Raw genomic sequence first — 20,331 nt, forward strand, 5'->3', positions numbered from 1 at the left:
GAATGAAATTGCAGGAAAGGCAGGTCAGGTGCCGGCCGCCAACGCGTATCGGCGCGGCGACACGCCATAGGCACGGACAAAGAGCCGCGTCATGTGGCTCTGGTCGGCAAAACCGGCTGACGCGGCAGCGCCGGCCAGCGCCATGCCCTGACGGATCAGGCGGCGCGCCAACAGCAGACGGCCCTGCAACTGGTAGGCATGCGGGGTCAGGCCTGTGGCACGCGAGAAGGCGCGCAGCACCTGATAGCGGGAAAGGCCGCTGGCGCCGGCCAGATCGGCCAGCGACAACGCGGCGGCCGGGTCGTCGTCGATCAGGGAAATCGCATGACGCAGGCAATCCGGTACGCCTTCACGGCCAGACGCAGGCTCCCGCGCGCCACCAGGGCCGCCCGCCTGCGCCAGCACGCGCAACAGGAGTGCATCGCAGGCCAGCCTGGACGCGCCGGCGGTGGCCTGTGCGTAGAGCGCGAGGACGCAGCGCGCCAGATCGGGCTGGTTGCGGGCCGGGTGTTCGAACTCATAGCGCAACGTGCGGGACAGCACGCCCGCGTTGCCAGGCGTCGGCGGGCCGTCGCCTGCAATGTCTGCGGCGCAGGCGGCGACCACGCCCGGATCCAGATACAGCATCTGCCAGGCGCGTGCGCCGTCTCCGATCGGCGCGCCGTCGTGGACCTCGCCCGGATTGACCGTGATGACGTAGCCGGGCCCCGCCTCGACCTGCCCGCGTCCGCTGTGCGACACCTGGGCGCCCGCGCGCATGACGCCGATGCCGAACTGCTCGTGCGTGTGCCGCGCGAACGCATGCCCGCTGCGGGCCGATACGACCTGCACGCCGGAGATGGCGCTGCGTTGCATGTTGAACTGGCCTGCGGGCATGGCGGAACGGAAGGCGAAAAGACAAGGCGAAAAAGGCCGGTCCAGTATCGCCCGCGAGTCTTGCCGCGAGCAAGCGGGGCTACTGCAATCCCGTCCAGCGCGCCACGGACGGTTCGGCGGACGCCCATTTCCATTGCCCGTCCCGGCGCTGGCAGATCGTGCTGGCGTAGGCAGGCGCGGCGCCTTCCACTGCCACCGTAAACAGCACCTCGCGGCAGTGCGCCAGCGGCGTCTCGATGTCGCGCACCGCCTGGATGCTGCCGCGCTCGTTGCCCACCGCCAGGGTGCGTTTGATCTGCCACTGCCGGACTTCACCGATGGGCAGCCCGCCCACCGTATTGGCCATGACGTTCTGCTGGTCGTTCTTCCATTCGCGCAACACGTACTTCACCGTGGCGTCCACCGCAGCCTGCACCGTCACGCCAATGGCAAAGCCGGCGACGGGATTGGCTGTGGCCGCGCCGCTCAGCGTGCCGACCACCGCGCCCGTGGCGGGACCGATGGAGGAACTCTGGCAGCCCGCGAGCGCCAGGCTGGCGGTCAGCGCCAGCATGCCAAACGCGCGCGTCACTGCAGCGAACCCCAGCGGGCGGTCGCCGGTTCGGCGCTGGCCCAGCGCCAGTTTTCGCCGTCGCGGCAGACGGTCGTGACGTAGAACTCGCGTTCGGGATCAATGCCGGGTTTGCCGACAGGCGTGTCCACCGAGAACACCACTTCCTTGCATTGCAGGTCTCCGCCGCCGATCAGCCGGCTGACGGTGACCTGGCCGCGCGCGTCGTCCTCGATCGGCAACTTATGCTTGACGTTCCAGCTGGCGACCTTGCCCACCGCAAGCGCGCCGGCCGCCTTGGCGATGGCGTCCTGCTCTTCACCGCGTGTCTGGCGCTGCGCATAGGCCAGCGCGGCCTTCGCGCCGGCCTGCACGCCCAGGCCGATGCCCGTGGCCACCGTGGCGTTGTCGGTCACCTTGTTGGCGATGGCCGTGCCGGCGATACCGGCCGCGGCGCCCGTGCCTTCTCCCAGCATCGAACTGCAGCCTGAAAGCGCGGTCAGCGCGGCGAGTCCCAGCAGGCAAAGCGCGCGGCCGCTCGCAAAGGTTGGCGAGATGGTGAACAAGCTGCGGGCCCTCCTGTGAATCTTGGCGGGCGCAAGTATAGGAGGGCGTATGTCCGCGTGGCCGCGGGCTTTACATTTGTTGGCATTTTTGTGCGGACGCATGCGGTCGCAGCCCTGCAATATTGCTGCGGCCGCAGACGGATCACATCGGCCGCCCGCCCTTCAGATAGACCTCGCGCAACGCCGCCGCAAACAGCGCCTCGACGTTGCGCCGCAAACCGTCGGACCGCGTGAACAGCGAGATCGGCGGCAGCGTCCAGTCAAACGAATACGGCACGATGGCCGCACCCGCGATGCGGACCAGTTCGTCGGCGATGTCGGCAGGCAGGATCGTGACAGCGCGGTCGCTGGCCACGATCATCTCGCCGATCAGCTTGGACGAGTCGCTTTGCACGGACGGCGGCGGGGGCGCCAGGCCGGCGCGCAAGAAGATGTCGGCCACCTGCTCGCGGATCGGACTGCCCGGCGTGCCCAGGATCCAGTCCAGATCGGCCAGCCGGTTCCATTCCAGGCGCGACCGCCCCAGCCGGGCGGCCAGCCGGCGGCTGGCGATCAGGCGCGGCTGCTGGTGGTACAGGACCTCGAAACCGATGTTGCTCAGGTCCACCGAGGGCGTGGCCCAGCCGACGACCACGTCCAGCGTGTGGTCGCGCAATTGGCGCAATAGCGCCGGCCCCTGACCCTCGTGGATGGTCGCGGTGAGCTGACGGCCCTGCGGCAGCGTGCGGCCGATGGCCGCCGACAGCATCTGGCCCGACACGAACGGAATGACCCCGATGTGCAGGTGGGCGGCGTGCCCGGCCGCCACGGTTTCCATTTCCTGCACCAGATGGCCCAGGTCATGGACCAGCCCGCGGGCACGCGCCAGCACCACGGCGCCCATGGGCGTGGGCGTCATGCCCCGCACCGAGCGGTCGAACAGGGGTACGCCAAACATGCTTTCCAGTTCGGCCAGGGCATTGGTCACGGCGGGCTGGCTGGTCGCCATGTGTTCGGCCACCCGGGTCAGTGACCCGTGCTGCTCGATCTGGAGCAGCAGCATCAGGTGGCGCATCTTCAGGCGCGAAGTCAATTTCCGGAAAACGGCATCCGGATCAAAGGCTGTCATAGACAAGGCATTAGGAAAGCGTGATGGGACGATATTAAATCCGAATGAACACCTTATGTCTTCCACCCTAGAATTTTGCACATTCAAGACAGCGAGGCCACAGCCCATGAACAACCCCTCCGACCGCCAGGCAGCCCTGGACTATCACGAGTTCCCCACCCCGGGAAAGATCTCCGTCGTGGCGTCCAAGCCGCTCGTCAACCAGCGCGACCTGGCGTTGGCGTACTCGCCCGGCGTGGCGGCGGCTTGCGAGGAAATCGTGGCCGACCCGTCCAACGTGTACCGCTACACCGCGCGCGGCAACCTGGTGGGCGTGATCTCCAACGGCACCGCGGTGCTGGGCCTGGGCAACATCGGCGCGCTGGCCTCCAAGCCGGTCATGGAAGGCAAGGCGGTGCTGTTCAAGAAGTTCGCCGGCCTGGATGTCTTTGACATCGAAATCAACGAAACCGACCCCGACAAGCTGGTCGAGATCATTGCCGGCCTGGAAGCCACGTTCGGCGGCATCAACCTGGAAGACATCAAGGCCCCGGAGTGCTTCACCGTCGAGCGCAAGCTGCGCGAACGCATGAAGATCCCGGTCTTTCACGATGACCAGCACGGCACTGCCATTACCGTGTCGGCCGCCTTCATCAACGGCCTGAAGGTCGTGGGCAAGGACATCAAGCAGGTCAAGGTGGTCACGTCGGGCGCGGGCGCTGCGGCGCTGGCGTGCCTGGACCTGATGGTGGACCTGGGCCTGCCGCTGGAAAACATTTGGGTCACCGACATCGAGGGCGTGGTCTACGAAGGCCGCACCACGCTGATGGATCCGGACAAGGCGCGCTTTGCGCAGAAGACCGACGCCCGCAAGCTGGCCGAGGTGATCCAGGACGCCGACGTGTTCCTGGGCCTGTCGGCCGGCGGCGTGTTGAAGCCCGAAATGGTCGCCGCCATGGGTTCGCGTCCGCTGATCCTGGCGCTGGCCAACCCCACGCCGGAAATCCTGCCGGAAGTGGCGCACGGCGTGCGCGACGACGTGGTCATGGCCACGGGCCGTTCGGATTACCCGAACCAGGTCAACAACGTACTCTGCTTCCCGTACATCTTCCGTGGTGCGCTGGACGTGGGCGCCACGACCATCACGCGCGAAATGGAAATGGCGGCGGTGCATGCCATCGCCGACCTGGCCGAAGAAGAACAGAACGAAGTCGTGGCCGCCGCCTACGGCACCTACGACATCTCGTTCGGTCCCGAATACCTGATCCCCAAGCCCTTCGATCCGCGCCTCATCGTGCGCATCGCGCCGGCGGTGGCCAAGGCCGCGATGGAAGGCGGCGTCGCCACGCGTCCGCTGGCCGACCTGGAAGCCTACGAAGAACAGCTGCAGCAGTTCGTGTACCACTCGGGCGCGTTCATGAAGCCGCTGTTCTCGGCGGCCAAGCGCATCGTGCGCTCCGGCGGCAAGGCGCGCATCGTCTTCACCGAGGGCGAAGACGAACGCGTGCTGCGCGCGGTCCAGGTCATCGTCGACGAAGGCCTGGCCCGTCCGATCCTGGTGGGCCGTCCCGCCGTGCTGCTGTCGCGCATCGAAAAATTCGGCCTGCGTCTGCGCCTGGGCGAGGACGTCGAAGTCACCAACCCCGAATACGACGAGCGCTTCCACCAATACTGGACGACGTATTGGGAGCTGATGAGCCGCCGTGGCATCACCAAGGAAATGGCGCGCGTGGAAATGCGCCGCCGCCTGACGCTGATCGGCGCAATGATGGTGCATCTGGGCGATGCCGACGGCATGGTCTGCGGCACCGTCGGCGCGTACCACGACCACCTGCGATTCGTGGACGAGGTCATCGGCCGCCGTCCGGGCCACAACGTCTACGCCGCCATGAACATCCTGCTGCTCGACGAGCGCACGGTGGTCCTGGTGGACACGCACGTGAACGACGAGCCCACCGCCGAGCAGATCGCCGAATTCACCATCATGGCCGCGCAGGAAATGGCGCGCATGAATCTGGCGCCCAAGGTCGCGCTGCTGTCGCGCAGCAACTTCGGCTCGGGCAGCTCGGCCTCGGGCGAGAAGATGCGCCGCGCGCTGGAACTGGTGCGTGAAGCGGCCCCGGAACTGGAAATCGACGGCGAAATGCACGGCGATTGCGCGCTGGACGAGGGCCTGCGCATGCGCATCCTGCCGTCGTCCACGCTCAAGGGTGAAGCCAACCTGCTGGTGTGCCCGAATGTGGACTCCGGCAACATCGCCTACAACCTGCTCAAGACGGCAGCGGGCGGCAACGTCGCGGTGGGTCCGTTCCTGCTGGGCGCCAACGCACCCGTGCACATCCTGACCAACAGCTCCACCGTGCGCCGCATCATCAACATGACGGCCATGACGGTGCTCGACGCCAACCGCGTCGAAGGCGCCTGACCGCCATTGAGCCCGCCGCGTGATTCGCGCGGCCAAGACAATGCGCGCCGCTCCTCATGGAGCCGGCGCGCATTTTTTTCTGCGGGTGAGCGGCCAGGCCTAGTTTGCGCTGGCCTTCCAGGTGCCGTCCGGTTGCTTGCAGAACCAGAACTGCCAGGTTTCGGTCGTGGTGGTCCGCGAGAAATTGCCGACAAGGAAGCGGCAGACGCGGTCATTGCCGGCTTTGGTGGTTTGCTTGGGCGTCAACTGCACCGTGATCGGCGCCGCCTTCTTGCGCTGGTGCGTGCTGGTCCATTCGGTGCTCTGGCCGTCGGCCGAGCTGTTCAGCGCCTGTGCCACGGCCTCGTGAAACGAGGCGCGGTCGGCCGGCAATATCTGCGTGATGAGGGCGTCGTTGAGCATGACGGCCGGGGCGGCGACCGCCGCCGACGCCATGACGCTGGACAGAAGCACTGCGGCAAGAACGCGGGGATATTTCAAGATGGGCTCCCTGATGTGAACAGCCAGTAAGGCGGTAAGCGAGTCTGCACCGTGAATCTGAGCCGATAGTACGCCAAAAAAAGGCCGCCCAACGGGGCGGCCAAGCTACAACAAGGGGAGGGTAAATCGTTGCGCGGCGGGAGAGCCGTTTCAGTTGCCGTTTCAGTTGCCGTGATACACGCCGGCAAACGGCATGTCATTCGGTTCCACGTTCGACACTTGGCCGGCGGCCTTGGCGGCGGCCAGTTCGGCCTGCACCTCGGCGCGGGTCTTGCCGGTGTGCGGCGTGCCATACACGCCTTGGAACGGCGTGTTGTTCGGTTCGGCGTTGGTGTTGATGCCGGCAGCCTTGGCGGCGGCCTTCGCGGCAGCCAGTTCGGCCTGCACCTGAGCGCGGGTGGGGCCTTCGTACGGGGTGCCGTAGACGCCCTGGAAGGGCACGTTGTTGGGTTCGATGTTGGGCGAGGCGTAGGCGCCGGCGCTCAGTGCAGCCAGCGAGAACATCAAAGCGGTAGCAAGGGTCTTCATGGTAAACCTCCGATTTCTAGAGCCTGGGAGCGAATCCGGCGGCCTTTCCGTCGTGGTTCTTTGCTGTTTCCCGATGGGTTGAATCTTGCGCCGATCTAGAATGCGGATAAACCCGGAAATCGGTAAAAGATAATTCCATCAGTGGAAAGATTTGGCCTCTAAATAGGCTAAGTCACCATTGTTGGAATACCGAGGCGGGGCAGATCGACCGGACTTGTGCATGGAAAAAATCGACCTCACCCGAGAAAAGGCCACGCTTCTCATCACGCTGTACGCCAAGGCTCGAGAAAGCCAGCTACCCAATTCCGTGCTGCAGGACCATCACGCCGCCGATGCCGTCGCCCGCATCGACTACGATTTTTCGCGCCTGATGTGCCGGAGGACGCGCTGCTGACCTTGCTGCGAACGGTGCGCGGCGGGTACGAAACCGACGACCCCGCGCAGCGGGCACGATATTCGCTGCCGGCGCAGGCGGCGTTATGGCTGATGCGCCGGGTCGAGCCCTTGGGTAGTATGACCAGGCTGCTGCGCTATCACTATTGGCGATCAGTAGTGCGGCGGCAGTTCGTCGCGCAGGCTGCGGAAGGGGGCTGCCCCCTCAGGCGCCTGCTGGCGCAGGTCGGCGACCTCGCGCATGAGCCGGTCGATCTGCTGTTGTTGGCGGACGATGATCTGGTTCAACTGCTCCAGAAGATCATCCGAGAAGCTGGCTTTGACCTCCAGGTCCATCAGCCGGCGTTCGATGTCTTGCGTATTTTCCATGGCGGGTATTAGAACCCATTCCCGCCCGATCACAGGAGAGAAGTTTGGTACAGCGGCAATGGCGGGACAGCGGCACGTGGTGGTGGACGGCAAGCACGATACTGGCGCTTGCACCGGCTGCGACCGCGCTGGCGCAAGCCCAGACGCTGGCCCCGGTGGTGGTGACCGGCACCCGGCTCGGCACCGCGGTGCTGGACACGCCGGCCTCCGTCGATGTCGTGCAGGGCAGCGCCATGCGCTGGCAGCAGCCCGGCATCAACCTGTCTGAAGGGCTGGCCGGCGTGCCCGGCCTGCAGATCCAGAACCGCCAGAACTACGCGCAGGATCTGCAGATTTCCAGCCGCGGCTTCGGTGCGCGGTCCACGTTCGGTGTGCGCGGCGTGCGGCTGTATGTCGACGGCATTCCCGCGACGATGCCCGATGGCCAGGGGCAGACCTCCAATATCGACATCGGCTCCATCGACCGCGTCGAGGTGCTGCGCGGGCCGTTCTCGGCGCTGTACGGCAATTCCTCCGGGGGCGTCATCCAGGTGTTCACGCAGGACGGCGCCAATCCGCCCGAGATCACCGCCAGCGGCTGGGGCGGCAGCTACGGCACATGGCGCTACGGCGCGCAGGCCAGCGGCGTCACGGGCACGGGCGCGGGTCAGCTGGATTACGTGCTGGACCTGTCGCGTTTCACCACCGATGGCTATCGCGACCACAGCGCCGCGCGCAAGAATCTGGGCAACGCCAAGCTGGGCCTGCAACTGAACGACGACAGCCGCCTGACCCTCGTCGTCAATAGCGTCGACCTGAAGGCGCAGGACCCGCTGGGCCTGACCTACCAGCAGTTTCAGGACGACCCGCGCAGCGCGCCGCTCGCTGAGGAGTTCAACACGCGCAAGACGGTAAAGCAGACGCAGGGCGGGCTGGTTCTCGACCACCAAGTCGATGGACGTAATGCGCTGCGCGTGATGCTTTATTACGGCCAGCGTGACACGACGCAGTATCAATCGATTCGGCCTGAGGCACAGACACTGACGACGCAGGCCGGCGGCGTCATCGATCTGAAGCGCCAATACGGCGGCGCGGACGTGCGCTGGACCTCGGAACTGACGCTGGCGGGCCGCGCGCTGACCGTGATCGGCGGCTTCTCGTACGACACCATGCAGGAAGACCGCAAGGGCTACGAGAACTTCGTCGGTTCGGGCGCAAGCCGCCAGTTGGGCGTGAAAGGCGCGTTGCGCCGCGATGAAACCAATCGCGTCTACAACGCCGACCCCTATGCGCAGGCCTCCTGGAATTTCGCCGACCGCTGGACGCTGGACGCAGGCCTGCGCTATAGCACGGTCCGCTTCGACTCCGACGACCACTACATCACCGCCGGCAATACTGATGACAGCGGCGGCGCGCGTTATCGCAAGGCCTTGCCCGTGGCCGCGCTGCGCTACGCCGTCAACGACGACGTCAGCGTCTACACCTCGTACGGCCGGGGTTTTGAAACGCCGACGCTGAACGAGATCTCGTACCGGCCCGGCGGCGCCCCGGGGCTGAACTTCGGCTTGATGCCATCGGTCAGCACCAACGTCGAAGCCGGCGTCAAGGCGCGCATGGCCGGCGGCCTGCTGACGGCCGCGGTGTTCAGCACCCGCACCGACGACGAGATCGTGTCTGCGGGCAGCCTGGGCGGGCGCACCAGCTACCAGAACGCCGGCCGCACGCGCCGCGATGGCCTGGAACTGAGCTGGTCCGGCGAATTTGCGCGCCATTGGCGCACGCAGCTCGCGTACACGCTGCTCAACGCACGCTACGCCGACGACGGCAGCGGCGATATCCGCGCGGGCAACAAGATCCCCGGCATCGCGCGCCAGGCGGCCTATGCCTCGCTGGCCTGGGCGCCGCCCGAAGGCTGGCAGGCCGGGGTGGAAGGGCGCTACCTGAGCAAGATCTACGTCAACGACGCCAACAATGGCGACGCGCCCGCCTATTTTGTAGCGGCCGCCAGCGTCGGCTATATCAAGCGCGCGGGCCCGTGGGAGCTGAACGCCTACGCCCGCGTCGACAACCTGTTCGACCGCGACTACGCAGGTTCGGTCATCGTCAACGAAGGCAACGGGCGCTATTACGAACCGGCGCCCGGACGGAATGCGGGCGTGGGCGTGGGGGCGACGTATCGGTTCTGAGCCGCAGCGCGCGTTTCAAGCGGCGGCCGGATAGCAGAATCCGTTGTCCTCGCAATCGCTGCATCCGGGGGCGGCGGCGACCGGCAGGCCGGCGTGTTCCCGCGCCGAGTACGCCAGGAATTTCTTCCAGCGCAGGTTGTCCACGTTGCGGCACACCAGGCCGGGATAGTGGCGCGCAAGCAATGCGGTGACGTCTTCGCGGCCGGACAGGCCCAGATCGCGCCACAGATGATCGGGCCGCAGGCATGCATGCGCGAGGATGCTGCTGACCCATGGCGTGGTGTCTGGGCCGGGTGCGCTGTAGGCGTCGAGCAGGACGCGCATCAGCAGCGTGAAACCGGGCTGCGGATCGCTCGCGCCCGTGCCGGCGTAGGCGGCGTTCAGCTCGCGCAGCGGGGCCAGGGGCGTGTCGAAGCCGGCCAGCGCACCCGGGAACAGATAGTCGAGCAGCTCGTGCAGCTCGGCGGGCGACAGGCCGCTGCGCGCGAGATCCTGATGCGCAATGCTGGTGCCGATGACCGCCGCGAAAAAGCCGGCGTCGGGATGCACGGGCGGGGCATGACGCAGCAGCGCCTGCGCAAACCGTTGCGCCCGATCGGCGATGTGAGGGTCGGGGTGGGAGGGCGGCACGGGCACGACGGCGTCCATGAAGATTCTGAAGTAACGGTTGAAAGCGGAAAGACGCCAACAGCGCAAACGGGTAATTAAGCTGTTAACTAAACGTTGTAAGCGCGAATATATAACGAAAGGTTGTCCAGTTTTTGACATCGGACGGGAATCGGTCTTGGGACATACCCGAGGGTGTTTTCCGGGGACGGTATGATCGGCGCTTTCCCATCAGCGTTCTGTCCCTATGTCGCGCCGTTTTCGTCCCGCTGTCACCCGTTTGTTCGGCGCCGTCGCGCTGGCATTGGCCGGCATGGCCGCATCGCCGCCGCCCGCCCTGGCCTTTGACGTCGGCGCTGTCATTGATTCGATCCGGCTTTCCCGTTATCCGCTGCGCGAGCCCGAGCGCCGGGTGTGGGGCACCGAGAACGTCAAGGACGCCGTCCTTGTTGGTCAGATGGAAAACCGGCTGTACCTGTACCGGTACGTGCGCGAGGGGGCCAAGACCTTCAAGCTGGATTTCCGCTCGCAGCCGCTGGTGATCGATCCCGAAGGCTGGAAGGCGTCGCGCGAGGACAACGTGGCGGTCCGGTCCCCGCGCGCAGGCGAAGCGTTCTACTGGGTCGGTTATGCCGATCGCGGCGCCGGCGCCGGCAAGGCCACGGGTTTTCTGGTGGACGACAAAGGTGAGGCCGCGTCGGTCAACGCCGACACGCAGCTTGCTGTCGTCACGAGCAGCCGCCCGTGGGACGAGGCGCGCCGCGCACAGGCGCTGGCGACGTTGCAGGCGGCGCTGCGCGACTATCCCCCGCGGCTGGACCCGTTTCCCGCGCAGGTGCGCTTCGAGCACCAGACGGCGCCGGACGTGACGGCCACGTTCCGCACGTTGCACCAGGTGGCGCGCGCCATTCCGCGTGCCAAGACCGCCGAGTTCAACCGTGCGCTGGCCGACCTGCGCCGATTCGTCATGGCGCAGGATTATCGCGAGATCGATCCGGACGGCAAGGACGCCGAGATGCTGACCGCCTTGAACGACTACGGCTTCTGGCTGGCCGAGTCAGGCGACACGGCGCAGGCGGAACGCATCCTGACCGACGTGCTGCGGCGCGATCCGTCGCGCACCGCCGCCTACCTGAACCGCGCCGACGCCCGCTGGAAACAGCGCGAGAAATCGCGCGAGGAGCGGGCCTACTACGAAGCGCTGGCGCGCGAGGATTACCGGCTGTATTGCGCAAAGCGCCTTGCCGGCAAGGAAGCCATTCCGGCCAACATCGCGTCCCGCATCGGCGCGGCGCTGGAGGCCTCGGCACTGGATGCGCAGGTCTGCCGTCCGCGCCTGGCGATCTTCCAGGCGATCCAGGCGAACGATCTGGACGCGGTGCGCGCCCAGCTTGCGGGCGGACAGGATCCGAACGGCGCGAACGAATACGGCAGGTCCGCACTGTCGGTGGCCGTGTCGCGCAAGCAGCTTGAGATGGTGCGCGTGCTGCTGGACGCGGGCGCCAAGGCGGACGGCCCCGACAACGGGTTCTCGCTGGTCGCCAGCGCGTTGCCGGACGCCAAGGACACCCGCCCGGCCGCAGAGCGCTACGCGCTGGCCGACATCCTGATCGCCGCGGGTGCGCCGGTGGATGCGCTGGACTCGAACGGCACGCCGCTGCTGATGCGCCGGATTTCGTACTACAGCGACAGCAAGGAAAACCTGGTCTACCTGCTTGAAAAGGGCGCCAATCCGAACGCGCGCGAAAAGAACGGGCGCTCGCTGCTGCATGCCGCGCTGCAAACGCCAAAGAATTTCTGGTTTGCCGAGAAACTGCTCGCGCGGGGGGCGGACATCAATGCCGCCTACACCCGCATGTACTACGGCAACAGTCCCATGTGGGAAACGCCCTTGCTTGAGGCCCTGCGTGAATCGCCGGGCGGCGACCTGACCCCGTCGGCGACTTATGCCGTGCCCGAGCGCGTGACATACGTGCTGGCCCATGGCGCCGATCCCGCGGTGGGCGGCTACGGCGCCAGCAAGGACGCGCCCGACCGTAACGGGATGAATGAAGGCCTGTCGCTGGCGGTCCGCTACCTGCAGCCTGGCCTCATCGATCAACTGGTGCAGGCTGCTCGCCCGCCGCAAGCGCCGCTTTCGACGGAGCCGTTGTCCAGTCTGCTGTCGATGTGGAATCAGGTGGAGCAACGCGCGGCGGCTGACGGCAATAGCGCGGCGTGGGACGGCCAGCGCGCGCGGCTGCGCGCCATCGCGGACCGGCTGGTGGCCGCAGGCGTGCCGCTGGCGGCGCCGGCCGACACGGCGGGGCCGCTGCGCAACCGGATCGCGCCGCTCAGCCTGCCGTGGCTGCCCGACGATCTGTACGAGGCCTGGCTGAAGGCGGGTGCGGACCCGACCGACCGGAGCGATTTCGACATGCGGCTCGAGGGCGTTGCGGCGGCGGACGCGCTGCCGCTGGTGATCATGCTGAACCTGGGCATGGACAACAAGGTTCAGTTGCTGCTCGAACACGGCGGCGCGCCAAAGACGCCGGCCCGTTGCGGCATGGCGGTGGCGGACGTGCTGGCCTGGCAGCTTGGCAACAACGGCCCGGTCAGCCCGATGGGCGGACGTGCGGTCAAGCAGGTGCTCGATGCAGCCGCTGGCCCGGCTGGATGCGATCTGAACCAGACGTCGCGCGTGCAGCCCTTCGAGGGCGTGACGGCAACCGAGCTGGCACGGCGCGCCGAGGTGGACCTGCCGGCGCCGCCGCGCTGAATCGCCATACTGAGCCGCCGCGCGGATCCGGCGCGCGCTGCGCAGCGGCTGCGGCCAGCTTGCCTGCCGGCGACGCCCCAGCGCCTTCCGCGCAATCCCACCCCAAAAAAACAGGCGCCCGAAGGCGCCCGTTTTTGCATGCCTGAACGGCAAGCGGTCATTACATGGCGTGGCCCATGTTGACGTTCATGTTGTACAGCACCCAGGCCGAACCACCGACGATGATGAAGATGATCAGCACGGTGAAGACAAACGTGGCCAGGTTGTCGCGGGACGACTTCGATGCGCCCATGTGCAGGAAGTACACCAGCTGAACCAGCAGCTGGAGAATGCACAGCGCCACCACGCCGATGATCGTGGCGGTGTGGGACAGCGCGCCGTGCATCACCAGGCCGAACGAGCCGAAGGTGAGCAGCAGCGAGAGCACGAAACCGATAATGTAGGACTTCAGGCTGCCGTGATCGGCGGCGTGATCGTCGTGGCCGTGTGCGGCCGCAGCGGAGTGCGACATCAGAGGGCTCCCAGAAGGTAGACAAAGGTGAAGACGCAGATCCAGACGATGTCCAGGAAGTGCCAGAACAGGCTCAGGCACGCCAGACGACGCTTGTTGATCGAGTCCAGGCCATGACGGCGGATCATGTCGAGCATGACGATGATCCAGATCAGGCCAAAGGTCACGTGCAGGCCGTGCGTACCGATCAGCGTGAAGAACGCGGACAGGTAGGCGCTGCGGCCCGGACCGGCGCCGATGCTGATCAGGTGATGGAATTCATAGATTTCCATCGCGATGAAGCCCGCGCCGAACAGGAACGTGACCATCAACCAGCCCATGGCACGGCTCTTGTTGTTGGCGTGCACGTTCAGGTTGGCCATGCCGAAGGTGAAGCTGGACACCAGGAGCAACAGCGTTTCGACCAGGACGAAGTTCAGGTCGAACAGTTCCTTGCCGGACGGACCGCCCGCGGTGGCGTTGGACAACACCGCGAACGTGGCAAACAGCACCGAAAAGATCAGCAAGTCGCTCATCAGATAGACCCAGAAACCGAAAACGGTCTTGGATCCATCGTCGTGATGCGCGTGATCGTCGTGACCCGCGTGGGGGTGAGTGGCTACGGCTTGAATCATGGCTCAGGCGGCCTTCTGCATTTTGTCAAAGTGAGCGTTTTCGATGCGTTCGACTTCCGCGGCCGGGACCCAGTAGTCGACGTCGCGGTCATAGGCGCGAACGATGAACGAACCGATCATGCCCACGAAACCGACGATCGACAGCCACCAGATGTGCCAGATCAGCGCAAAGCACATGACCAGGCCAAAGGCGCCAATCCAGACACCTGCGGCGGTGTTCTTCGGCATGTGGATGTCTTCGTACTTGGCGGGGCGCTTGTACGCCTTGCCGCTCTGCTTGTCTTCCCAGAACTGGTCCAGTTCATCAACGTGAGGAACGTGGGCGAAGTTGTAGAAAGGCGCGGGCGACGAGATCGACCATTCCAGAGTGCGGCCATCCCAGGGATCGCCGGTGACGTCCTGGTTCTGCTTGCGCTGACGCACGGAGACGAACACTTGCTGCAGCAGGAAGAAGATGCCCAGCATGATCAGCGCGGCGCCAGCCAGCGCGACCAGCAGGTACGGCTGCCATTCGGGGTTGTCGTAGTGGTTCAGGCGACGCGTCATGCCCTTGAAGCCCAGGACGTACAGGGGCATGAAGGCCAGGAAGAAGCCGACGAACCAGCAGTAGAACGAGTAGCGGCCCAGACGCTCGTTCAGCGTGAAGCCGAACGCCTTCGGGAACCAGTAGACCATGCCGGCGATGCAGCCGAACACCACGCCACCGATGATGGTGTTGTGGAAGTGCGCGATCAGGAACAGGCTGTTGTGCAGGATGAACGACACGCCGGGGATGGCCAGCATCACGCCGGTCATGCCGCCGATGACGAACACGATCATGAAGCCCAGCGTCCACAGCACCGGCGTCGTGATGCGCAGGCGGCCGCGGTAGATGGTGAACAGCCAGTTGAAGATCTTGGCCCCGGTCGGGATCGAGATGATCATTGTCGCTATGCCGAAGAAGGCATTGACGTTGGCCCCCGCTCCCATGGTGAAGAAGTGGTGCAGCCAGACCAGGAACGACAGCACGCCGATGGCGGCCGTGGCGTAAACCATGGACTTGTAGCCGAACAGGGTCTTGCGGGCGAACGTGGCAACGATTTCCGAATACACGCCGAAGGCCGGCAGCACCAGGATGTAGACCTCGGGGTGGCCCCAGATCCAGATCAGGTTCACGTACATCATGACGTTGCCGCCACCGTCGTTCGTGAAGAAGTGCGTGCCCAGGTAGCGGTCCATCGTCAGCAGCGCCAGGGTCGCGGCCAGCACGGGGAAGGCGGCGACGATCAGGACGTTGGTGACCAGCGAGGTCCACGTGAAGATCGGCATCTTCATCAGGGTCATGCCAGGCGCACGCATGCGCAGGATGGTGACGATGAAGTTGATGCCGCTAAGTGTTGTCCCCAGCCCTGATATCTGCAGTGCCCAGAGGTAGTAATCCACCCCCACGCTTGGACTGTAGTCCAGCCCGGACAACGGCGGATACGCGAGCCAGCCGGTCGCGGCGAATTCGCCCACGAACAGCGACAGCATCATCAGCACGACGCCGGCGGCGAACAGCCAGAAGCTCAGCGAGTTCAGGAACGGGTACGCCACGTCGCGGGCGCCGATCTGCAGCGGCACGACGATGTTCATCAGCCCGGTGATGAAGGGCATCGCCATGAAGAAAATCATGATGACGCCGTGGGCGGTGAAGATCTGGTCGTAGTGGTGCGGCGGCAGGAAGCCGGCCGAGTCCGCGGACGCGACGGCAAGCTGCGTGCGCATCATGATGGCGTCGGCAAAGCCGCGCAGCAGCATGATCAGGGCGACGATGATGTACATCACGCCGATGCGCTTGTGGTCGACGGTGGTGAGCCACTCCGTCCACAGGTACTTCCACTTCTTGAAGTAGGTGATGGCGCCGAAGACCGCTAGGCCTCCCAGGCACACGGCGGCCAGCGTAACCATGACGATGGGGTCATGGTACGGAATGGCCTCGAGGGTAAGTTTCCCGAGCATTGTTAGTTGATTCCTGCGATCAGATTATTCGACGTGGAGGTGCACGTGGCGGAGTCCACGCCGGCCATCTTGGTCATCGTGCTGCCCAGAATGAAATCAAACATGGCGGGCGGCGCCGACGAATACTTCACGACCGGGTTGCGCTCGCTGCGCTTGGTCAGTTCCGCATAGACCTCGGGGGTCAGCGCGGTGGGAGCAGCCTTCGCTTCCTTGATCCAGTTGTCGAACCCTTCCTGCGACATGGCGTGCGCCTTGAAGCGCATGCCCGAGAAACCGCCGCCGCTGTAGTTGGCCGAAATGCCGGCGTAGGTGCCGATTTCGCGCGCGTTCAGGTGCAGCTTGGTTTCCATGCCGGCCATCGAATAGATCTGACTGCCCAGCTGGGGAATGAAGAACGAGTTCATGACCGAAGCCGACGTGATCCGGAAGTTGACCGGAACGTCCACGGGGAACGCGATCTCGTTGACCGTGGCGATGTCGTACTCGGGGTAGATGAAGAGCCACTTCCAATCCAGTGAAACCACCTCGATGGTCACCGGCTTGTGTTCGGACACGAGCGGCTTGTAGGGATCCAGCGCGTGCGTGGAGCGCCAGGTGATCACGGCAAGAATCGCCACGATGATACAAGGGACGGTCCAGACGACGGCTTCGATTGCCGTGGAGTGGGCCCACTTGGGCTGGTAGTCAGCTTTGGTGTTGGAAGCGCGGTACTTCCAGGCAAACGCCACGATCATGATGAGGACCGGGATCACGACGATGAGCATGAGCCCGGTCGCCGTCAGCAGCAACGTCTTTTCCTGGATGCCGATATCTCCCTTGGGGGAGAGGATTTCCATGTTGCAGCCGCCAAGCAGCATGACCGCGCCGACGCCAAATATGCGCGTAAGGGTCGCAAGGAGGGGGTGTTTCACGTACAGCCTTGGATGGAAGGTGGGAAATGCTGCAAAGCAGCAGACTGGAATGCTGCTAGGCAGCAACGTCCATCCTATCGGTTTGATCTGGGTCAAGCCTGCGACGAAAGGTCGCATTGCCTGGGAGAAATCCGGCCCAATGGCGGCGGATTCAGGGTTTTCCTAGGGGAGCAGAAGCCCCGAGGGGAGGGAGGGGGTGCGACGATATGTCGCACGTGCACATGGGGGTGTTGTAAAGATGTGTCGCCCCGCACAACTCATTCCGGAAGCACCTCGCGTTCCGGCCCCGGTTTTTTCGCCAGCTTGCGTTGCAGCGAGCGCCGGTGCATGCCCAGGAGGCGCGCCGCGGCGGAAACATTACCGCCCGTCTCGTGCAGGGCCTGGTGAATGTGCTCCCATTCTAGGCGGTGCAACGGCGTCATGGTCGTTTCGATCGTAACTGTTTCTGGCTTCACCAGACCCAGCGTGCGCAGGATCATGGGCGCCGTGGCCGGCTTGGGCAGATAGTCGTCGGCGCCGCGCTTGATGGCTTCCACGGCGGTCGCCACACTGGCATAGCCGGTGACGAGCAGGATGCGCATGTCTTCGCGCAGCGCGCGCAGCGGGCGGATCAGGGTCAGGCCGGAGTCTTCACCCAGGCGCAGGTCGACCAGGGCAAAGGCCGGACGGATTTCCTCGGCCACGCGTAGCGCCTCGGCGATGCCGGTGGCGGTTCGGGTTTCCAGGCCGCGGCGCGACAGGCTGCGCTGCAGGGTGCGCACGTAGAGTTCGTCGTCGTCGATCAGCAGGCCAAGATCGTTTGCATTCATCACATTCAGGTCCCGGGGTTGCCGAGAGGCAAATAAAAGCGGATGCGGGTGCCGCCGCCTTCGGCCGCGGTCATGGTCATTTCGCCGCCCATCTGTTCCACGGTGGCATGCGACAGGGCCAGGCCCACGCCCAGTCCTCCCGGCTTGCCGCTGTTGAACAGGCTGGTCGCCGGCAGCACGGCATGATCGGGATCGAAACCCCGTCCGTAGTCCCGAACTTCGCCGCGCAGGGCGCCGTAACCGTATTCCAGATGCAGGTCCACGCGGGGCGCGTCGGCGGATTCCCCCGCGTCCGCGGCGTTGTTCAGCAACGCCTGCAAGAGGTGGGCGATGGCGGGATCGACGCGCAGGCTGGTGGGCAGCGTGCCCGAGCGTTGTAGGTCGATGGTCGGCCGGATCAAACGCCACTGCCCCACGACGCGAACCAGATCCACGGCGGTTGGGACCGCCAGATTGCGGATGCGTTCCCGGCACAGGGCCAGAAGCTGGCTGAGGGTAGTGACGTCTTCGCGCAGGTCTTCGTCATCCTGGACCTCGGCGGCGATCTCGTCGGTCAGCAGCGTCATGGTGGCCAGCGGCGTGTTCAGCTCGTGCGCCATGGCGGCGGCGTGGGTGGCCAGGGCGACGATGCCTTCGTTGCGGGTGAAGCGTTCGCGCAGGCGGGCCAGTTCGCGCTCGCGGGCGCGCATGTCGGCGGCCAGGCGGGTCGAGAACACCAGCACCACGACGACCGAAATCAGGAAATTGGCGCCCAGGCCCCACAGCAGCAGGGTGTGGGGGTCCACGTCGCCGCGCAGGGGCTGACCGAAGATGGCGGCGGCGCCATAGCCCAGCACGCCGGCCAGCGCCGCAGCCAGCGCCCAGTTGCGCGGCAGCGCCAGCGCGGCCAGGGCGGTCAGGATCAGGAACATCGTGCCGAACGGATTGCTGATGCCGCCGCTCCAGCCCACCATCCAGGCCAGCACCGCCATGTCGATGAACAGGTGGCCGAAGGCGGTGGCGTGGGAGAGGTCGCGCGGATGGCGCAGGCGCAGGCTGGCGTAGACGTTGAAGCCGATCAGCATGCCCACGCCCAGCCACAGCGGTTCCAGCGGCAGATCCAGGCCCAGCACGCTGCTGGCGACGAGGACGGTGGCGGCCTGGCCCGCGATGGCGAGCCAGCGCAGGCTGCAGAGGGTACGCAGGAAGGAAAAGGCGGAACTACCGGGCATATCCAGATACAGAGGGCCGGCCAGCCTGCCGGCAGTTACGGGCGCCCGGCTGCGCGGAACGCTGGCATCCGGAGCGCGGCGGCGGTGGCCGGCTGCTGCCCGGGCCGGAAGGCGCGGGATTCGGACGTGCAGGCATTGTATGGTGAATCGGAGGGCGGCGCTGTCGCGGCGGCGGGGCGATGCGTCCCTGATATGTGGCCGCCGATAGGTGAACATGCGAGCATGGAGCGCCGGCGATAGGCATTCAAAAGGCGAGATCGCGGTGCGACCCCGCCACGCGGCAGGCGCGCGATGAGCGCCTGCCGCCCGTCATCAGTGGCCGTGACCGGCCGCCGGCGCGGCGGTCGCATTCAGCGGCCGGGCCACCGCGTCAATCGGCACGCGCCGCTGCTGACGGGCCGCGTCTTCCACGATCAGCGTCAGCGCGACGTGATCGCCCGGCACGATCTGCTTGGCCAGGTCGATGAGCATGACGTGGTAGCCGCCGGGTTTCAGGTCCACCGCCTGGCCGGCGGGCAGGTCGATGCCGGCCACCTGGCGCATCTTCATGACGTTGTCCTGCATCGCCATCTCGTGCACTTCCACGTGCTTGGCCGCCCGCGATTCCACGCCGACCAGCCGGCCGGCTTCCTTGGACGTCAGTTGCATGAACACGCCGGTCGCGTGCTGGTTGGGCACGGTCGCGCGCACCCAGGCGTCCTGCACGGACAGGCCGGCGTCCTGCGCCAGCGCAATATGGCTGAATCCGGCCAGGGCCAGGGCGAAGACGGCGGCCAAGGGTTTGATCGAAAGCTTCTTCATGAGGGTTTCCTTTGTTGGGTCAGAGCACGGTGCGCAGGTCTTGCGCGCATTCCTGCGCGCTCTGCTGATGGCGCAGCGCCACGCGCAGCTTGCCTTCGGCGTCGATGAGGTACGTCAGCGCGGTGTGGTCCATGGTGTAGGACGAGCCGGTCGGGACCTTCTGGTAGAACACCTTGAAGGCCTGGGCGGCGGCGCGGGTCTGTTCCGCCGTGCCGCGCAGACCGACGAAGCCGGGATCGAAGGCCTGGGTGTAGGCGCGCAGGATCTCAGGCGTGTCGCGCTCGGGATCCACGGTAATGAAGAGAACGCGCAGCTTGTCGGCGTCCTTGCCCAGCAGCGTCTTGATCTCGACGGCGCGGGTCAGCGCCGTCGGGCAGATGTCCGGGCATTGGGTGAAGCCGAAGAACAGCATGACTGGATGCCCGCGGTAGTCGGCCAGGGTGCGGGTTTTGCCGTCGGTGTCCTGCAACTGGAAATCGCCGGTGGTCATGCCGGACAGGTCCATACCGTGCAGCGGCGGGGCGTCGGGACCGCAGCCCGCCAGCGGCAGCAGCGCCAGCGTCGACAGCAGCAGGCGCCGTCGCGGGTCGGGAGCGCCCAATGCCGGGACGGCGGGCGTCACGCCGGCGGTCGTGCGCGAAAAAAGGGAATTCATTGAAACCTCTGGATTGACGAGTCGGCCACGCGGTCT

Annotated in this window: 20 protein-coding genes; 4 read left to right on the forward strand and 16 right to left on the reverse strand. The window is 65.8% G+C overall.

The features are described 5' to 3' along the window. Window positions 1–24 precede the first annotated feature (24 nt). The 4 genes from B3098_RS16500 to B3098_RS16515 all read right to left on the reverse strand — a co-directional run bounded on the left by B3098_RS16500 (window position 25) and on the right by B3098_RS16515 (window position 3,100). Window positions 25–876: an AraC family ligand binding domain-containing protein gene (locus tag B3098_RS16500; RefSeq protein WP_286897810.1), complete on the reverse strand. Its 852-nt coding sequence runs from the start codon at window positions 874–876 to the stop codon at window positions 25–27. Window positions 877–955: 79 nt separating this feature from the next. Continuing rightward, entirely contained in the window at window positions 956–1,447 is a 492-nt protein-coding gene (locus B3098_RS16505; RefSeq protein ID WP_286897812.1) for a hypothetical protein, read from the reverse strand. Further along, window positions 1,444–1,992: a hypothetical protein gene (locus B3098_RS16510; RefSeq protein WP_286897814.1), complete on the reverse strand. Its 549-nt coding sequence runs from the start codon at window positions 1,990–1,992 to the stop codon at window positions 1,444–1,446. Before B3098_RS16510 ends, B3098_RS16505 begins: the two co-directional genes overlap by 4 nt. Window positions 1,993–2,134: 142 nt before the next feature. Continuing rightward, a complete protein-coding gene (locus B3098_RS16515) occupies window positions 2,135–3,100 on the reverse strand; it encodes a LysR substrate-binding domain-containing protein (RefSeq protein ID WP_279970872.1) in 966 nt (321 codons plus the stop codon). 106 nt (window positions 3,101–3,206) lie between these two features. Between B3098_RS16515 and B3098_RS16520 the strand changes: the two genes are divergently transcribed. After that, window positions 3,207–5,504, forward strand: a complete 2,298-nt coding sequence (locus B3098_RS16520) for an NADP-dependent malic enzyme (RefSeq protein ID WP_191576120.1) — start codon at window positions 3,207–3,209, stop codon at window positions 5,502–5,504. A 99-nt stretch (window positions 5,505–5,603) separates the two neighbouring features. Here the strand turns inward: B3098_RS16520 and B3098_RS16525 are convergent, their stop codons facing one another. Continuing rightward, window positions 5,604–5,984, reverse strand: coding sequence for a hypothetical protein (locus B3098_RS16525; protein ID WP_175137704.1), 381 nt, complete (start codon window positions 5,982–5,984; stop codon window positions 5,604–5,606). 162 nt (window positions 5,985–6,146) lie between these two features. Continuing rightward, window positions 6,147–6,512: a DUF4148 domain-containing protein gene (locus tag B3098_RS16530; RefSeq protein WP_191576118.1), complete on the reverse strand. Its 366-nt coding sequence runs from the start codon at window positions 6,510–6,512 to the stop codon at window positions 6,147–6,149. Window positions 6,513–6,732: 220 nt separating this feature from the next. Between B3098_RS16530 and B3098_RS16535 the strand changes: the two genes are divergently transcribed. Further along, on the forward strand, window positions 6,733–6,906 hold the full coding sequence (locus B3098_RS16535; protein ID WP_246282880.1) for a hypothetical protein: 174 nt from the start codon (window positions 6,733–6,735) through the stop codon (window positions 6,904–6,906). A 152-nt stretch (window positions 6,907–7,058) separates the two neighbouring features. Here B3098_RS16535 and B3098_RS16540 read toward each other — a convergent pair whose 3' ends face one another. Continuing rightward, a complete protein-coding gene (locus tag B3098_RS16540; RefSeq protein WP_056558252.1) occupies window positions 7,059–7,274 on the reverse strand; it encodes a SlyX family protein in 216 nt (71 codons plus the stop codon). 98 nt (window positions 7,275–7,372) lie between these two features. Between B3098_RS16540 and B3098_RS16545 the strand changes: the two genes are divergently transcribed. Next, window positions 7,373–9,439 (forward strand): TonB-dependent receptor, encoded by a 2,067-nt coding sequence (locus tag B3098_RS16545; RefSeq protein ID WP_286898196.1) that lies wholly within the window; start codon window positions 7,373–7,375, stop codon window positions 9,437–9,439. A 15-nt stretch (window positions 9,440–9,454) separates the two neighbouring features. Here B3098_RS16545 and B3098_RS16550 read toward each other — a convergent pair whose 3' ends face one another. Beyond that, entirely contained in the window at window positions 9,455–10,087 is a 633-nt protein-coding gene (locus B3098_RS16550) for a nitrogen fixation protein NifQ (RefSeq protein WP_279970874.1), read from the reverse strand. Between the two features lie 205 nt (window positions 10,088–10,292). Here B3098_RS16550 and B3098_RS16555 point away from each other — a divergent pair, with 205 nt between their 5' ends. After that, window positions 10,293–12,803, forward strand: a complete 2,511-nt coding sequence (locus B3098_RS16555; protein ID WP_286897820.1) for an ankyrin repeat domain-containing protein — start codon at window positions 10,293–10,295, stop codon at window positions 12,801–12,803. Window positions 12,804–12,963: 160 nt separating this feature from the next. Here the strand turns inward: B3098_RS16555 and cyoD are convergent, their stop codons facing one another. The 8 genes from cyoD to B3098_RS16595 all read right to left on the reverse strand — a co-directional run bounded on the left by cyoD (window position 12,964) and on the right by B3098_RS16595 (window position 20,295). Next, entirely contained in the window at window positions 12,964–13,314 is a 351-nt protein-coding gene (cyoD, locus tag B3098_RS16560) for a cytochrome o ubiquinol oxidase subunit IV (RefSeq protein ID WP_175124443.1), read from the reverse strand. Then, window positions 13,314–13,928, reverse strand: coding sequence for a cytochrome o ubiquinol oxidase subunit III (gene cyoC / locus B3098_RS16565; RefSeq protein ID WP_056326361.1), 615 nt, complete (start codon window positions 13,926–13,928; stop codon window positions 13,314–13,316). Before cyoC ends, cyoD begins: the two co-directional genes overlap by 1 nt. Before the next feature lie 3 nt (window positions 13,929–13,931). Continuing rightward, a complete protein-coding gene (gene cyoB, locus B3098_RS16570; RefSeq protein ID WP_175124444.1) occupies window positions 13,932–15,908 on the reverse strand; it encodes a cytochrome o ubiquinol oxidase subunit I in 1,977 nt (658 codons plus the stop codon). Between the two features lie 2 nt (window positions 15,909–15,910). Further along, window positions 15,911–16,819 (reverse strand): ubiquinol oxidase subunit II, encoded by a 909-nt coding sequence (cyoA, locus tag B3098_RS16575; RefSeq protein ID WP_175124445.1) that lies wholly within the window; start codon window positions 16,817–16,819, stop codon window positions 15,911–15,913. A 257-nt stretch (window positions 16,820–17,076) separates the two neighbouring features. Continuing rightward, window positions 17,077–17,628 carry a response regulator transcription factor gene (locus B3098_RS16580; protein ID WP_056558235.1) on the reverse strand — a complete coding sequence of 184 codons (552 nt, stop codon included), beginning with the start codon at window positions 17,626–17,628 and terminating at the stop codon, window positions 17,077–17,079. Window positions 17,629–17,633: 5 nt separating this feature from the next. Beyond that, on the reverse strand, window positions 17,634–18,839 hold the full coding sequence (locus tag B3098_RS16585; RefSeq protein ID WP_175124446.1) for an ATP-binding protein: 1,206 nt from the start codon (window positions 18,837–18,839) through the stop codon (window positions 17,634–17,636). 312 nt (window positions 18,840–19,151) lie between these two features. Then, the gene (locus B3098_RS16590) at window positions 19,152–19,640 is read right to left on the reverse strand and encodes a copper chaperone PCu(A)C (protein WP_279970877.1); all 489 of its coding nucleotides are present in this window, start codon (window positions 19,638–19,640) and stop codon (window positions 19,152–19,154) included. Between the two features lie 19 nt (window positions 19,641–19,659). Continuing rightward, window positions 19,660–20,295: an SCO family protein gene (locus B3098_RS16595; protein ID WP_286897832.1), complete on the reverse strand. Its 636-nt coding sequence runs from the start codon at window positions 20,293–20,295 to the stop codon at window positions 19,660–19,662. Window positions 20,296–20,331 lie beyond the last annotated feature (36 nt).

The organism is Achromobacter sp. UBA2119, from assembly GCF_002331005.1.
GTDB classification, from domain to species: domain Bacteria; phylum Pseudomonadota; class Gammaproteobacteria; order Burkholderiales; family Burkholderiaceae_B; genus Achromobacter; species Achromobacter animicus.